We start from the raw sequence: 15,059 nt of genomic DNA on the forward strand, positions 1-15,059 counted from the left end.
ATTTCTGGCTTCTGAAATTTTTCCAGATGACACGAATGGATTGACCGTAGATCACGTCATTTTCAAAGAAACTTGACTTTTTGGGTCTCTCCACCTAGGTGTTCCGACATCGAAATTTGTTTGACGACCAGAGCTTCGGCGCTTCGCGGCGCACACGACGATCTTTCTTTCCTTCAAATTCGACACAAGACCCGCACTGCTTGCAGTGCAAATGCAATTTGCCAACGGAAGGAAATCGTTATGGCGACTGGTACGGTAAAGTGGTTCAACGCAACCAAGGGCTACGGCTTCATTCAGCCTGATGATGGTTCGCAGGACGTATTCGTTCACATCTCTGCAGTTGAGCGCGCTGGTTTGACCGCTCTCAACGACGGTCAGAAGCTGTCCTACGAACTGATGCAGGACCGCCGCTCGGGCAAGATGTCTGCAGGCAACCTCGTAGCTGCCTAATAAGGCGTTGTGACCTTCATGGTCACGCCTGGAATAAGAAGGCCGGACGTCACGTCCGGCCTTTTTTCTTTTGGAGAATTCTTTTCAGAGCGTTCGGCCTTGTAAAAGCCATGTTCCGATACGATATACGGTTCAACAGTGCTTCAGACCTGTCAGGCGGTCGCTGAAAAGTGACGCTGTTATCGTGTTAACCAAAGATTAACCGAAGCAGTCGATCCTGACCTTGAAGATGCAGCCGACCAATAGTCGGCGCGCTCTGAAGCATCAGACGTTTCAAACGCTTTGACCACGGATGTACTGGCACTGACGTAGAAACGGGTGGAAAGGTCGGGCTTGCCCGGCCTTTTTGTTTTTCTGGCATAGGCACTAGCAGCCTTGGACTGGATGTCCGGAAACTGGCCGCGTGATCGCGACCAGTTTCCAACAAGCTCATTTCGCTGCGAGAGCATCCAGAATTCGAACCCAGGAGCGAATGCCCTTGTGATAGGACTGCAGGTCGTACTTCTCGTTCGGGGAGTGAATGCGATCATCCGTCAGACCGAAGCCGACCAGCAGGGAATCCATACCGAGCATCTTCTGGAAATCGCCTACGATCGGGATCGAGCCGCCCATGCCGATAACCACGGCGGGCTTCGGCCATTCGTCAGAAAGCGCGTTCTTCGCCTTGGTCAGAACCGGTGAATCATAGGACAGCTGGATAGCAGGCGACGCGCCATGCTCATGGAATTCAACGGAACAATCGGCTGGGATTTTCGAGCGCACATAAGCGCGGAAGCTCTCACGGATGGCGGCGGGGTCCTGATGCCCGACAAGACGGAAGGAAATCTTGGCTGATGCTTTCGCGGCGATCACGGTCTTGAAGCCGTCGCCGGTGTAACCGCCGATGATGCCGTTGACTTCCGCTGTCGGCCGCGCCCAGGTCTGTTCCAGCACGGAACGGCCCTTTTCACCGGAAGGGACTGAAAGGCCAACCTCGCCGAGAAAATCTTCCGCCGTACGGCCAAGCGTTTCCCAGGAAGCCTTGATGTTCGCCGGCGTCTCTTCGACGCCATTGTAAAAGCCTTCAAGCGTGACACGCCCGGTCTCGTCGTGCAGGCCCGAGAGAATGTCGGTAAGGATGTGGATCGGGTTTGCCGCAGCGCCACCGAAAAGACCTGAATGCAGATCGCGATCCGCTGCCGTGATCACGACTTCCTCGCCAACCAGACCACGAAGGGCTGCCGCAATTGCCGGTGTGTCGCGGTCCCACATGCCGGTGTCACACACCAGGGCATATTCCGCCTTCAGTTCAGCAGCATTGGCTTCCAGAAAGGGTTTCAGCGACGGTGAACCGGATTCTTCCTCACCTTCGAACAGAATGGTCACTCTGACCGGTAGGCCACCATTGACCTCTTTATAGGCGCGGCAGGCTTCCACGAAGGTCATAAGCTGACCCTTGTCATCGGCCGTTCCACGGCCCGTGATGACCTGACGCCCTTCACCGATCTCCTTGATGGCGGGATCAAACGGATCATTTTCCCAGAGATTGAGCGGATCGACAGGCTGCACGTCGTAGTGACCATAAAAGAGCACGTGCGGTGCATCTTTCGTTGCTGCATCGTGATGCGCGACGACCATAGGGTGACCGGCCGTGTCGCGGACGGATGCCTCAAAACCGAGTGCAGAAAGCGTTTTGGTCAGCCACTCCGCTGCCTTGCGGCATTCCTGCTTGTAAGCCGGGTCAGTCGAGATCGACGGAATGCGAACAAGCTCAAAGAGCCGCTCCAGGCTGGAGGGGAGGTTGTCATCAACAGTGGAAAGAATTGGAGAAACGTCTGTCATCGCTGATCCTGTCATGTCTGTCATGGTTCCGGCGACGATGCGAGACAACGGCATCACCATTCGCAGGAAACGAGAAGGAAAGCCCTCGTGAATCGCCAGGGCTTCGGCCTGCGGCACGATAGAACATTGGATTGAAAAGTGTAACGCGGTTTTCTAAAAATCAGATCAGCGTGGAAAAACGGTGAGCGCAGAGGCGACCAATTTGCCGAAGCTCCTAACGGGCAGTTTTGGCGCAATCGATGGCCCGGCGCATATATTCCACCAGAAGCTGCCGCTCGAACTGCCGGAAGTCCTTCAGCAGTGCGTCCTCCGTTCCCTTGGATGCGGCAATAGCGTTTGCTTCGAGTTCCTTTCCGCGTGGTGTCAGTTCGATGATTTGTGCCCGGCGGTCGGTTGGGTGCGGTTTGCGCACAATCAGGCCGTCACGTTCCATACGCGACAGCGTATTGGCGAGCGTCGCCTGTTCGATGTCGATCCTGTCCAGCAATTGACGTTGGGTGAGGCCTTCTTCATGCCAAAGCTCTACAAGGATAGGAAACTGCCCAGGGGAAAAGCCGAGCGCGGAAGCCCGTTTTTGCAGCACCATGGTGAATTCGCGCGCCATTTTGGCGGCGAGGTAGATCACCGATTCGTCTCGGGAAAATTCCATTCATGCATCCATGCGAGCAATTGCGACAGGGGTCGCGAGGATTCGATAGCATGATATATATAGCACGGAATGTTGCTGTGGCACGTCCCTGATGCCCAAAATAAAACCGCCATGGCCGGGAGGGGTCGGCCATGGCGGTCATATTGGAGGACAAAGGCCCGGAGAGGGGGAAAGGCCTTTGTCCGGTCTGACGCGGCGGGGGACGAGCCTGCAATCAGACTACGGCGTGATCAGGCGCCGTCCTCTAAGAAATGTGTCTGCAAATGCGGCTTTTCAAGGGAATTCGGATTACAAATCGGTAACGTTCGGGTGAATTTTTGGCCGGGTTCAACATTCTCGCGTTACGTGCTTAGCAGTGCGTTTTAAGAAGTTTCTGTGGACGCCAAAACGACCCCGCGCTATCCATGCTACCCATGAAAAAAGGCGATCATCTCTTCCTCGTTGACGGCTCCGGATTCATCTTCCGGGCGTTCCATGCCATCCCGCCCTTGAACCGCAAGTCGGACGGGTTGCCAGTCAATGCCGTCTCCGGTTTCTGCAACATGTTGTGGAAGCTCCTGAAGGATGCGCGAAACACGGATGTTGGCGTCACCCCGACACACTTCGCGGTCATTTTCGACTACTCGTCGAAGACATTCCGCAACGAACTTTACGATCAGTACAAGGCGAACCGCTCCGCGCCACCTGAAGATCTTGTGCCGCAGTTTGGTCTGATCCGCGAAGCCACACGTGCCTTCAATCTTCCCTGCATTGAGACCGAGGGCTTTGAGGCTGACGACATCATTGCCACCTATGCCCGCCAGGCCGAGGCCATCGGCGCCGACGTCACCATCATTTCATCCGACAAGGATCTGATGCAGCTCGTGACCGCGAACGTGCATATGTACGACGCGATGAAGGACAAGCAGATCGGCATTCCGGATGTCGTTGAGAAATGGGGCGTACCGCCCGAGAAGATGATCGACCTGCAGGCGATGACGGGCGATTCCACCGACAACGTGCCAGGCATCCCCGGCATTGGCCCGAAAACGGCAGCTCAGCTTCTCGAGGAATATGGAGACCTGGACACGCTTTTGTCGCGGGCTGGAGAAATCAAGCAACAAAAGCGTCGGGAAAACATTATCGCTAATGCCGACCTCGCCCGTATTTCCAGGCAGTTGGTGGCGCTCAGAACCGATGTGCCACTCGATCAATCCCTGGAACAGCTTGTACTCGAGCCTCAGAATGGCCCCAAGCTGATTGCCTTCCTGAAGGCGATGGAATTCACCACCTTGACGCGTCGCGTCGCCGAAGCGACCGATACCGATGCTTCCTCCGTGGACGCTGCCGATGTCGCCGTGCAGCGGGGCGATGAAGCGCACGGTCCTGACCTCGATAACCCCGCTCCGGCAGAGGCCGGGGTGGAGGTTGAGGCGCAACCGTCGTCGCCGTCTATGCCGGCGAAAAAAGTGACGGCCGAAGGCAGCGCACCTGCCGAGCTTGCCGAAGCGCGCAGAACTGTATTTGCCACCGCCAAGATCAATACGGAAGCGTATACCACGATCCGCGACATTCGTGAGCTCGATCGCTGGATCGCTGCTGCCCGTGAGGCGGGCATCGTCGCTTTCGACACGGAAACAACGTCGCTTGATCCCATGCAGGCGGAGCTGGTCGGCTTTTCTCTGGCCATTGCCGATAATGGAAAAGACGCATCGGGGACAGATATTCGCGCCGCTTACGTTCCGCTGACGCACAAGACTGGTTCAGGTGGCGATCTTTTCAGCGACGGCATCAAGCTTGTCGAAGGTCAAATCCCCGCCGCCGAGGCGATGGATCGCCTCAAATCTTTGCTGGAAGATCCGTCGGTTCTGAAGATCGCGCAGAACCTGAAATACGATTACCTGCTGATGAAGCGTCATGGCGTCGTCATGCAGAGCTTCGATGATACCATGCTGATCTCCTACGTGCTCGAAGCCGGGAAGGCGACGCATGGTATGGATTCGCTCTCTGAGCGCTGGCTCGGACATACACCCATCGCCTACAAGGATGTCGCGGGTTCCGGCAAGTCCGGCGTGACCTTCGATTTCGTCGACATCAGCAAGGCCACCACCTATGCGGCGGAAGATGCCGACGTTACGCTGCGGCTCTGGATGGTCCTGAAACCACGTCTCGTTGCCGAAGGTTTGACCAAGGTTTATGAGCGGCTGGAGCGCCCCCTTGTGCCGGTTCTTGCCCATATGGAAGAGCGTGGCATCACCGTTGATCGGCAGATTTTGTCGCGCCTGTCCGGAGAGCTAGCCCAGAAGGCCGCCGCCTTTGAAGAGGAAATCTACGAGCTGGCAGGTGAGCGTTTCAACGTGGGCTCGCCCAAACAGCTCGGCGATATCCTTTTCGGGAAGATGGGATTGCCCGGCGGCTCCAAGACCAAGACTGGCCAGTGGTCGACATCGGCACAGGTTCTGGAGGATCTCGCCGCAGAGGGCGTGGAATTGCCGCGCAAGATTGTGGACTGGCGTCAGCTCACCAAGCTGAAGTCGACCTACACGGATGCACTGCCCGGATACATCCATCAAGACACCAGGCGTGTGCATACATCCTACGCGCTCGCTTCCACCACCACCGGACGCCTCTCCTCGTCCGAGCCGAACCTGCAGAACATTCCTGTCCGCACCGCGGAAGGGCGCAAGATCCGTACGGCGTTCATCTCCACGCCTGGGCACAAGCTGCTGTCGGCCGACTATAGCCAGATCGAACTGCGTGTCCTGGCGCACGTTGCGGATATTCCCCAGCTCCGTAGCGCCTTTGAAAACGGCATCGATATCCATGCGATGACGGCGTCGGAAATGTTTGGTGTGCCGGTAGAGGATATGCCGTCTGAAGTGCGGCGCCGCGCCAAGGCCATCAACTTTGGCATCATCTACGGTATCTCCGCATTCGGTCTGGCAAACCAGCTCAGCATTGCTCGCTCCGAAGCTGGAGAATACATCAAGAAGTATTTCGAGCGGTTTCCCGGCATTCGCGATTACATGGAGCAGACCAAGGCTTTCGCGCGTGACAACGGTTATGTTGAAACGATTTTTGGACGCCGTGCCTATTACCCTGAAATCCGTTCCTCCAACCCATCGGTGAAGGCGTTCAACGAACGCGCCGCGATCAATGCGCCTATTCAGGGATCTGCGGCCGACATTATTCGTCGGGCGATGGTCCGCATGGATGGTGCGCTAGTCGAGGCTGGTCTCGCCGAGCAGGCGCGGATGTTGCTTCAGGTGCATGACGAACTGATATTCGAAGTCGAAGATCAGGCCGTCGAGGCGACATTGAAGGCGGTTACTCATACGATGGAAAATGCCGCCATGCCGGCTATCTCCATGAAGGTTCCGCTCAAGGTGGATGCGCGAGCCGCCAGCAACTGGGACGAGGCACACTAAGGTCAGAAGGGGGTTCCAGCTCACTTGGCGCGTATAGCGCGCCAAGTTCTAACTACCCACAAACCGCGTTTTTACTGTCATCGAACTGTCGTACGGCGAAGTTACGGAGATTCCCATATTGGGGGGCTTCATGCACGCGCGATTCGTTTCCAGGGAACTCGAACGTCTTTCGACTGCCCGTCATGACGCTCCGCCCCGACATACGGGCACCCGGTTCAACGCCGAAGGCGAGTTTTTGCCGGAACCCGGCAACACCATCGTTTGCCATCTTGTGCAGGGTTCGGCGTCACAAAGCGCCGTAGTCGCGACCCGGCAACGTTTCCTGGATATGCCGGAAGCCGGTAATCTGGCTTTCACACCGGTCTCCAGCTTTCATATGACGGTGTTCCAGGGGATCATCGAGTACAGGCGCATGTGGCCCTACTGGCCAAAAGAAATGCCGCTGACGGCCTCGATCGACGCCATGACGGAGTATTATCTCGAGCGCCTCTCCGTGTTTTCGGCGCTTCCCGACTTCGCAATGCAGATCACCGGTTTGCGACCGACCGGCCTTGTGTTGAAGGGAAAAACTGCAGAGGATGACCGGGCCTTGGCGCTTTGGCGTAATACGTTTGCCAAAGCCTTTGGATATCGCCATCCGGATCACGACAAATACGAATTCCACCTCACGCTCGCCTACGTCGTGCGCTGGTTCGATCCCGTCTGTCTGCCCCGCTGGCAGGCGATGATGGATGAGGAAGTCGAAAAACTGCGCGATAGCGTTCCTGTGATCGAGCTGCAACCACCTGCTTTCTGTGAATTTCGGGATATGAACCACTTCAAAGAGCTCATCGTCTTCGATAAAGCATGACACGTGATTTGCGGTGCACTTCTTTGGCCGCGCTTCGGATTCTGCTGAATCTGAAAAAATGTGCGTTAGGGCTGGTCAAACCCCGTTTTGGCATGTATAAGCGCGCCAAATTTCCGATATCGAGACACCCGACATTCGGCCTTTGGTTCTGGCCGGTTCCGTTGTTTCGCCGCTAAAGTGGAGTAACAAAAATGGCAGTACCAAAAAGAAAAACAAGCCCGTCCAAGCGCGGTATGCGCCGTTCGGCTGATGGCCTCACGGCTGCGACCTACGTTGAGGACAAGAATTCCGGCGAACTGCGTCGCCCGCACCATATCGATCTGAAGACCGGTATGTACCGTGGCCGTCAGGTTCTGACGCCAAAGGAAAGCGCATAAGCTTTTCAGCTTCTGCAATTCTTTGAAAACCGGTCCTTGTGGCCGGTTTTTGTTTTTGGCTCAGGCCACTCCCTTGGAAAAGTCCCGCACACCTCCTAAAATCCGTTTTGGAGGTAGGGCGTAAAGTCCGAATTGGGAGGGTGGCAGCCGTTGAGATACCGCTGGATACTGGTGGTGCTTGTTTGTCTTGGTTTCGGTTATGGCGCCGTCACCAAAGGCAGCGACATGATCGCCGAACGTTACTTCGGCGAAGTGGCCGATCAGGGCCGCACCACCCTCAGACTTGCTGTGTCCGCCCTCGGTGGGCTTCTCAGTCGCTACGAGCCCTTGCCGGCGCTCATTGCCGATCACGATGATATCGAAGAACTCGTCGCCCATCCTCAGGATCAGGCATTGCGTCAGCGCGCGAATGTCTACCTAAAGTCCATCAACACCCTGCTGGAATCCTCCGACATCTACATCATGACGCTCGACGGCGAGACGATTGCCGCCAGCAACTATGATGGCCCGGCGAGCTTTGTCGGACAGAACTTCAGCTACCGCCCCTATTTTCAGGATGCGGCCAAGGGTTTGCAGTCCCGCTTCTTTGCGCTCGGCACAACCTCCAACAAGCGCGGATATTATTTTTCGGCTCCCATTCTGTTCGATGAGGACATCAAAGGTGTTATCGTCTTCAAGGTGGATATCGAGGGTATCGAAGCATCCTTCGGTGATGGCGAAAATCGTATTCTCGTGTCCGATCCTGAAGGCATCATCTTCATGACCGGTACGCCGCAATGGCTCTATTCCAGCTTGATGCCCCTCACGCCGGAACGTTTGGCACGCACCACAACGTCGCGTCGCTACGCCGATGCCGAGTTGAGAGAGTTGCCGTTGCGGACCGGCAGCTTTGGCGAACACCAGCTTTTGACCATTCGTCAAAACGATGGCGAGAGAGAATACCTGGTTTTGTCGCAGGCGATGGCGGATGCAGGCTGGACCGTAAATGTGCTGATCGACACGGGCTCTTTGCGCACGCAGGTTCAGACAACGATGATTGCCGTCATTCTCTGCCTTTGCCTTGCAGTAGCGCTGCTTGCAGCCATGTTGCAGAGACGTCGGCGTCTACGAGAGCGGCTTGTTCACCAGGCAGAAGCCCAGGCCGAGCTTGAGCGCCGGGTTGAGGAGCGCACTGCCGATCTTGCTCGCGTCAATCGCGAGATTGAACACGAGGTTGCCGAGCGTCGTCAGACCGAGAAGCAGCTCCGAAAGATGCAGAATGATCTTGTTCAGGCTGGCAAGCTTGCTGCCCTTGGCCAGATGTCAGCCGCCCTGTCGCATGAGATCAATCAGCCGCTTGCTGCCGCCAAGAACTACGCGGAAAGCGCGGCACTTCTCGTTGAACGGGGCAGGGTGGGCGAGGTGACTGAAAACCTCAAACGTATTTCGGGACTGATTGATCGCATGGCATCGATCAGTCGGCATCTGCGTAACTTTGCGCGCAAACCCAACGAAAAAACCACAGCAGTCGCCCTGGATGCTGTTCTTCGCGATACGCTTGAAATCGTTGGTGCGCGTTTGAAGGCTGCGGATGCCGTGCTAGACATCGATCTCGGCGACATCCCGCTTGCGGTAAAGGCAGGTCCGGTGCGCTTGCAGCAGGTTCTCGTCAATATCATCTCCAATGCCGCAGATGCGGTCGAGGGAAGAAAGGATCGCAAGATCGCATTGCAAGCCCGGCTGAACGGTTCAACGGTATCGATCTTCATCCGTGACCATGGACCGGGTGTTCCGCCGGCAATCTCTGAGCGTATCTTCGACCCGTTCTTCACGACGAAGGGGGTGGGGCGCGGTTTGGGGCTTGGACTTTCCATATCCTATAACATCATCAAGGATTTTGGCGGCCAGCTTCGCGTCCGCAACCATGATGGCGGTGGAGCGGAATTTGAAATCACCTTGCCTGTTGCCGTTTCTGCTGTGGAGGTTGCTGCGGAATGAGTGATCCCAGGGTGCTTCTGATCGATGATGAAGAAGAGTTGCGCTTTTCAACTGCGCAAGCGCTGGAACTGTCCGGCTTCCATGTCACCATGCTCGCCAGTGCCGAACACGCGCTGGAGCTGATTGGCTACAGCTTTGACGGCGTTGTCGTGAGCGACATTCGTATGCCCGGTATGGACGGCATGACCCTGTTGCAGAAGGTTCGCGAACTCGATCCGGAAATTCCAGTGATTCTGATGACCGGCCATGGCGATGTGCAGCTTGCCGTCAACGCTATGCGTAACGGTGCCTATGACTTCATCGAGAAACCTTTCACGCCACAGTACCTTGCGGGTGTCATCAAGCGGGCCGAGGATCGGCGCGCACTGGTGCTCGAAAACCGCCGTCTCAAGGCCGTTGCTGGAAAACGTGACGATCTTGAAACCCGCTTGCCGGGCAGAACGCAAGTCATGGTCGATCTGCGCTATCGCATTCGTGCCATCGGCTCGACGGATGCCGATACGCTGATCGTCGGCGATACGGGCGCCGGTAAAGAAGTGGTGGCTCGGGCGCTGCATGACGTCAGCGCCAGAAGCAATCGGCCTTTCGTAGCAATCAATTGCGCCGCCTTGCCGCAAACCCTGATCGAGAGCGAGCTGTTTGGCCATGAAGCGGGCGCCTTTCCCGGTGCGCTTCGCCCCCGTTACGGCAAGTTTGAACATGCGCGCGGCGGCACGATCCTTCTCGATGAAATCGGCTCGATGCCCTTCGAGCTACAGGGGCGCTTCCTGCGTGTGCTGCAGGAGCGAGTGATTACCCGTTTGGGGTCGAATGAAACGGTCGAACTGGATGTGCGCTTTATCGCCACCAGCAAGGTCGATCTGGAGCAGGAGGTTGCTGCCGGCCGCTTCAGGCCGGATCTGCTGTATCGTCTCAATGTCGCAACGTTGCTCGTTCCATCGCTGTCGCAGCGCAGCGCCGATATTCCGCTCCTGTTTCTGCACCTCGTGCGCGAGGCTGCGGCACGGTATGGACGAGAAGACATGGATGTTCCGCAGGATCTGCTCTCGACGATTTCCCTGCGAGAGTGGCCAGGGAACGTGCGTGAGTTGAGGAATGCTGCAGACCGCTTCGTTTTGGGTCTGGAAAGTGATGCGACCGATGCCGTCATCTCCTATTCGGATGAGGAAAGGGGCGGGCTCGCCGCCAAGGTTGCCGCTTACGAAAAAAGCCTGATCGCCCGGGCGATCACCGCACACCGTGGCAATCTCAAATCGGTCTACGAGAATCTCGGGATTTCGCGCAAAACGCTCTATGAAAAGATGCAGAAATACGAGCTGCACCGCCACATGACGGAGGTGTGATGGGTGGATTTCCACCCATGCATGAGCGCTAATGGGTCGATATCCACCCATTATTGCCTGATCGCGCAACAAAAGCGTGTGACGCGACAACGCCGTCGTTGATGAATGGCCATCCCGGGCCGCAAATGAATCACCCCGGTCGCCATGGAGGAGCATGCGCGGCTGAAGTGGCGAACATTTTCATCCGGGAGGAATCGATGAAAATACTGAAGACAGTCACCGGCTTTGCGGCCGCCGCTGCCGTTTCCCTTTTTGCGCTTGCCGCATCGGCCCAGACCTACCCCGAGCGCAACATCACCATGATCGTGCCGTTCGCAGCCGGTGGTCCGACCGACACGGTTGCCCGTCTCGTGGCTGAATCTATGTCGAAAGATCTCGGCCAGCAGATCATCATCGAAAACGTCGGTGGCGCTGGCGGTACACTCGGCGCCGGACGTGTCGCAGCAGCTGATCCAGACGGTTACACGGTTCTGCTGCATCACATCGGCATGGCAACGAGCGCCACGCTTTACCGCAAGCTCGCCTACGACACCTTGAACGCGTTCGAATATGTCGGGCTGGTAACCGAAGTGCCGATGACCATCCTGTCGCGCAAGACGCTCGAGACAAAAGATCTCAAGGGCCTGATCGAATACGCCAAGGCCAACAAGGACAAGGTGACGGTTGCCAATGCCGGTATCGGTGCGGCATCGCATCTGTGCGGCATGCTGTTCATGAGTGCCATCGAGACGCCGCTCGTAACGGTCCCTTACAAGGGAACTGGCCCGGCGATGACGGATCTTCTTGGCGGCCAGGTCGATATCATGTGCGACCAGACCACCAACACCACCAAGCAGATCCAGGGCGGAACGGTGAAGGCTTACGCAGTGACCACCGCAAAGCGTCTGGACGTGCTGCCGGATGTGCCGACTGCAGTCGAAGCAGGTCTGCCCAATTTCGAAGTCGGTATCTGGCACGGCGTCTACACGCCGAAAGGCACCCCGGCCGAAATCAACGAGAAGCTCTCCAAGTCGCTTCAGGTCGCATTGAAAGACCCCAACGTTGCCGCCCGCTTTGCCGAACTTGGCACGACACCTTCGCCGGAAAGCGACGCGACACCGGCAGCCCTCAAGGCGAAGCTTGAAAGCGAAATCGCCCGCTGGAAGCCGGTGATCGAATCCGCTGGCCAATACGCCGATTGATCGCAACGGATCGTGACCGGCGGTATCCGCCGCCGGTCTCTCCACGTTTCGAGAATGCGGGCGGCTTAAGACGCCTTGCTGCGGAGGGGTACATCTCATGAAATCATTTATCGTCGATCCTGCCGAAGCGCTGTGCGGTGCCATCTTCATTGGCCTCGGCGTTGCCTTCGCCTGGCAGTCCTATGAACTCGATATCGGTACGGCCTTCCGTATGGGGCCAGGCTATTTCCCGCTGCTGCTGGCACTTGTCCTGGTCGTTCTGGGGGGCGTCATCTTCCTGCGATCCACGCGTGTCAAAGGTGAGGCCATTGGCGCCATCGCCTGGCGTGGCATTTTCTTCATTCTTCCTGCACCGGTATTTTTTGGCTTCACGGTCCGGGGGCTGGGTTTCGTTCCGGCGCTGTTTTTCAGCGCGCTCATCGCGTCATTTGCCTCACATAAGATGAGCCCGGTGATGGCCGTCCTTCTTTCAATCGGGATCACCATCTTTTCGGTTGCGGTTTTCAACTATGGTCTTGGCCTGCCGTTCCAGCGCTTTGGCCCCTGGCTCAAATTCTGAGGTCTGCGCATGGAACTGTTCAACAACCTCCTCCTTGGTTTCAGCACAGCCTCGTCCATCGAGAACCTGTTCTTCTGCTTGATTGGCGTATTGCTGGGCACCTTGATCGGCGTTTTGCCCGGCATTGGTGCAACAGCAACCATCGCCATGCTGCTCCCCATAACCTTCCAGCTCGAGCCCGTGTCGTCGCTCATCATGTTGGCGGGCATCTATTATGGCGCGCAATATGGTGGATCGACCACGGCAATCCTCATCAACATGCCGGGTGAATCATCGTCTGCGGTTACCGCCATCGATGGCTACCAGATGGCACGCAAGGGCAAGGCTGGAGCGGCGCTGGCGATTGCCGCGATCGGTTCATTTTTCGCCGGCACGGTGTCCACGTTCCTTGTGGCGATCTTCGCGCCACCGTTGACGGCAATCGCCCTGGAATTTGGCGCAGCGGAGTATTTTTCGCTGATGGTCGTCGGTCTGGTCTCATCGATTGCCCTTGCTCATGGCTCCATCGTCAAGGCACTGGCTATGGTCGTTCTTGGCCTGCTGCTCGGTCTGGTCGGCACGGATATCTACAGTGGTGCGCCGCGATTCACCCTTGGCATTCGCGAATATGCCGATGGCCTTAATTTTGTTGCCGTGGCAGTGGGTGTCTTCGGTATCGCCGAAATCCTCCGCAACCTTGAGAACGAACATTCGCGTTCCGTTCTGATGGCCAAGGTCAGTGGTTTGTTGCCGACAAAGGAAGACTTCAAAAAGATCATCGGTCCTGTGCTGCGTGGCACGGCGATCGGTTCCGCTCTTGGCATCTTGCCTGGCGGCGGTGCAATTCTGGCAGCCTTCGCATCCTACACGGTTGAGAAGCGTGTCTCGAAGACACCGGAGGAGTTCGGTCACGGTGCCGTTGCTGGTGTCGCAGGTCCTGAATCCGCCAACAATGCCGGCGCTCAGACGTCGTTCATTCCACTCCTGACGCTTGGTATTCCTGCCAATCCGGTTATGGCGCTGATGATTGGCGCCATGATCATTCAGGGCATCGTGCCCGGTCCGAATGTCGCAACGGAGCAGCCGGCGCTGTTCTGGGGCATCATCGCCTCGATGTGGATCGGCAATCTGATGCTGGTCATCCTGAACCTGCCGTTGATCGGTCTCTGGGTGAAACTTCTGACGGTGCCCTATTACGTGCTTTTCCCGATCATCATGGCGTTCTGCGCCATCGGGGTCTACAGCGTCAATTCCAACGTATACGATCTATATGCTGTCGCCTTCTTCGGCTTCATCGGATACGTGCTGGTAAAACTGCGCTGCGAACCTGCGCCGCTGTTGCTGGGATTTGTCCTGGGCCCGCTTCTGGAAGAGAACCTGCGTCGCGCCATGATCCTGTCACGTGGTGATCCCTCCACTTTTGTCACCCGTCCGATCAGTGCAACCTTGCTGTTCATTGCGTTCGTCGTGTTGGTCGTGGTGTTCCTGCCAAGCGTCAAGAAGAAGCGCGAGGAAGTCTTCCAGGAGGAAAGCTGAGCCATAGCGACTGAAATGAAAGCCGATGAGGGTAACCTCATCGGCTTTTTTATTTTCTCGCTGTCAAATCCAGTTCAGCCATTCGAGGTTATGATTGACTTTGATGATCGCAATGCCAAGGAAGGGGAGGAAAGAGAGGTCGACATGACGTCAAACACCGAAAATCGCATCCTCGCGCTTGAGGAAACGATCGCACACCAGACGAAGACCATTGAAGAATTGTCCGATCAGCTTGCCGAGCAGTGGAAGGTGGTCGAACAGACCCGCGCCAAGCTGGACCGGCTGACAGAGAGGTTTTTGAGCCTTGAGGAACAGTCGCTGGAGGCGCCCGCCATCACCCGACCACCGCATTACTGAGTGGGAGAGATAATGCGCAGTTCTAAAAACGCAGCGGTGGCAGGAGAGATTGTCGCGTTCTGGAAAGATGCGGGGCCGGACAAATGGTTCGACAAGGATGCGTCTTTCGACAACCATTTTCACGATCGCTTTCGTGACGCGCACTTTGCTGCTGCACGGCGTGAACTGGATGACTGGTTGGAGACAGCGGATAGCAGCCTCGCTCTCATGCTTCTTCTCGATCAGTTCCCGCGCAACTGTTTTCGCGCTACGGCGCATATGTATGCGACAGACCCGCTGGCGCGTGTTTATGCCGATGAAGCAATACAACGTGGCCACGACCTGGTTTTGGGCGAAGACATCAGGGTTTTCTTTTATCTGCCCTTCTCGCATTCCGAAAATCTGCAGGATCAGGAGCGTGCTTGCCGATTGAACCAACCGCTGGGCGGCCTTTATCTGCATCACGCCGAACAGCACCGGGATATCGTTAAGCGTTTCGGGCGTTTTCCCCATCGCAACGACATCATGCTGCGCGAAACGACGCCACAGGAGCAGGACTTTCTGGACGAGGGTGGATTTTCCGGCTGATCCAGA

At 56.7% G+C, this 15,059-nt stretch carries 13 protein-coding genes; 11 read left to right on the forward strand and 2 right to left on the reverse strand.

Annotation, left to right across the window (positions count from 1 at the left end; translation table 11 throughout):
- Nucleotides 1-240 precede the first annotated feature (240 nt).
- Nucleotides 241-450 carry a cold-shock protein gene (locus FY156_15495; protein ID UXS02777.1) on the forward strand — a complete coding sequence of 70 codons (210 nt, stop codon included), beginning with the start codon at nt 241-243 and terminating at the stop codon, nt 448-450.
- 429 nt (nt 451-879) lie between these two features.
- Here FY156_15495 and FY156_15500 read toward each other — a convergent pair whose 3' ends face one another.
- Together FY156_15500 and FY156_15505 are read right to left on the reverse strand one after the other, a co-directional pair.
- The gene (locus tag FY156_15500; protein UXS02778.1) at nt 880-2,271 is read right to left on the reverse strand and encodes a dipeptidase; all 1,392 of its coding nucleotides are present in this window, start codon (nt 2,269-2,271) and stop codon (nt 880-882) included.
- 214 nt (nt 2,272-2,485) lie between these two features.
- Entirely contained in the window at nt 2,486-2,920 is a 435-nt protein-coding gene (locus FY156_15505; protein UXS02779.1) for a MarR family transcriptional regulator, read from the reverse strand.
- Nucleotides 2,921-3,333: 413 nt separating this feature from the next.
- On the opposite strand from FY156_15505, the gene polA reads away from it, so the two are divergent.
- The 10 genes from polA (at nt 3,334) to FY156_15555 (ending at nt 15,053) form a co-directional block, all read left to right on the forward strand.
- Nucleotides 3,334-6,327 carry a DNA polymerase I gene (gene polA / locus FY156_15510; protein ID UXS03167.1) on the forward strand — a complete coding sequence of 998 codons (2,994 nt, stop codon included), beginning with the start codon at nt 3,334-3,336 and terminating at the stop codon, nt 6,325-6,327.
- Nucleotides 6,328-6,457: 130 nt separating this feature from the next.
- Nucleotides 6,458-7,177: a DUF1868 domain-containing protein gene (locus FY156_15515; protein ID UXS02780.1), complete on the forward strand. Its 720-nt coding sequence runs from the start codon at nt 6,458-6,460 to the stop codon at nt 7,175-7,177.
- A gap of 191 nt (nt 7,178-7,368) precedes the next feature.
- Nucleotides 7,369-7,554, forward strand: a complete 186-nt coding sequence (locus FY156_15520; GenBank protein ID UXS02781.1) for a 50S ribosomal protein L32 — start codon at nt 7,369-7,371, stop codon at nt 7,552-7,554.
- A gap of 174 nt (nt 7,555-7,728) precedes the next feature.
- The gene (locus tag FY156_15525; GenBank protein UXS02782.1) at nt 7,729-9,531 is read left to right on the forward strand and encodes a sensor histidine kinase; all 1,803 of its coding nucleotides are present in this window, start codon (nt 7,729-7,731) and stop codon (nt 9,529-9,531) included.
- Nucleotides 9,528-10,874 carry a sigma-54-dependent Fis family transcriptional regulator gene (locus FY156_15530; GenBank protein UXS02783.1) on the forward strand — a complete coding sequence of 449 codons (1,347 nt, stop codon included), beginning with the start codon at nt 9,528-9,530 and terminating at the stop codon, nt 10,872-10,874. Before FY156_15525 ends, FY156_15530 begins: the two co-directional genes overlap by 4 nt.
- A 197-nt stretch (nt 10,875-11,071) precedes the next feature.
- A complete protein-coding gene (locus FY156_15535) occupies nt 11,072-12,055 on the forward strand; it encodes a tripartite tricarboxylate transporter substrate binding protein BugD (protein UXS02784.1) in 984 nt (327 codons plus the stop codon).
- A gap of 97 nt (nt 12,056-12,152) precedes the next feature.
- Entirely contained in the window at nt 12,153-12,614 is a 462-nt protein-coding gene (locus FY156_15540; GenBank protein UXS02785.1) for a tripartite tricarboxylate transporter TctB family protein, read from the forward strand.
- Nucleotides 12,615-12,623: 9 nt separating this feature from the next.
- A complete protein-coding gene (locus FY156_15545) occupies nt 12,624-14,129 on the forward strand; it encodes a tripartite tricarboxylate transporter permease (protein UXS02786.1) in 1,506 nt (501 codons plus the stop codon).
- 144 nt (nt 14,130-14,273) lie between these two features.
- Nucleotides 14,274-14,486: a hypothetical protein gene (locus FY156_15550; GenBank protein ID UXS03168.1), complete on the forward strand. Its 213-nt coding sequence runs from the start codon at nt 14,274-14,276 to the stop codon at nt 14,484-14,486.
- A gap of 12 nt (nt 14,487-14,498) precedes the next feature.
- Nucleotides 14,499-15,053 (forward strand): DUF924 family protein, encoded by a 555-nt coding sequence (locus FY156_15555; GenBank protein ID UXS02787.1) that lies wholly within the window; start codon nt 14,499-14,501, stop codon nt 15,051-15,053.
- Nucleotides 15,054-15,059 lie beyond the last annotated feature (6 nt).

Origin of the sequence: Agrobacterium tumefaciens (genome assembly GCA_025559845.1) — a bacterium.
In the GTDB taxonomy this organism is placed as follows: Bacteria; Pseudomonadota; Alphaproteobacteria; order Rhizobiales; family Rhizobiaceae; genus Agrobacterium.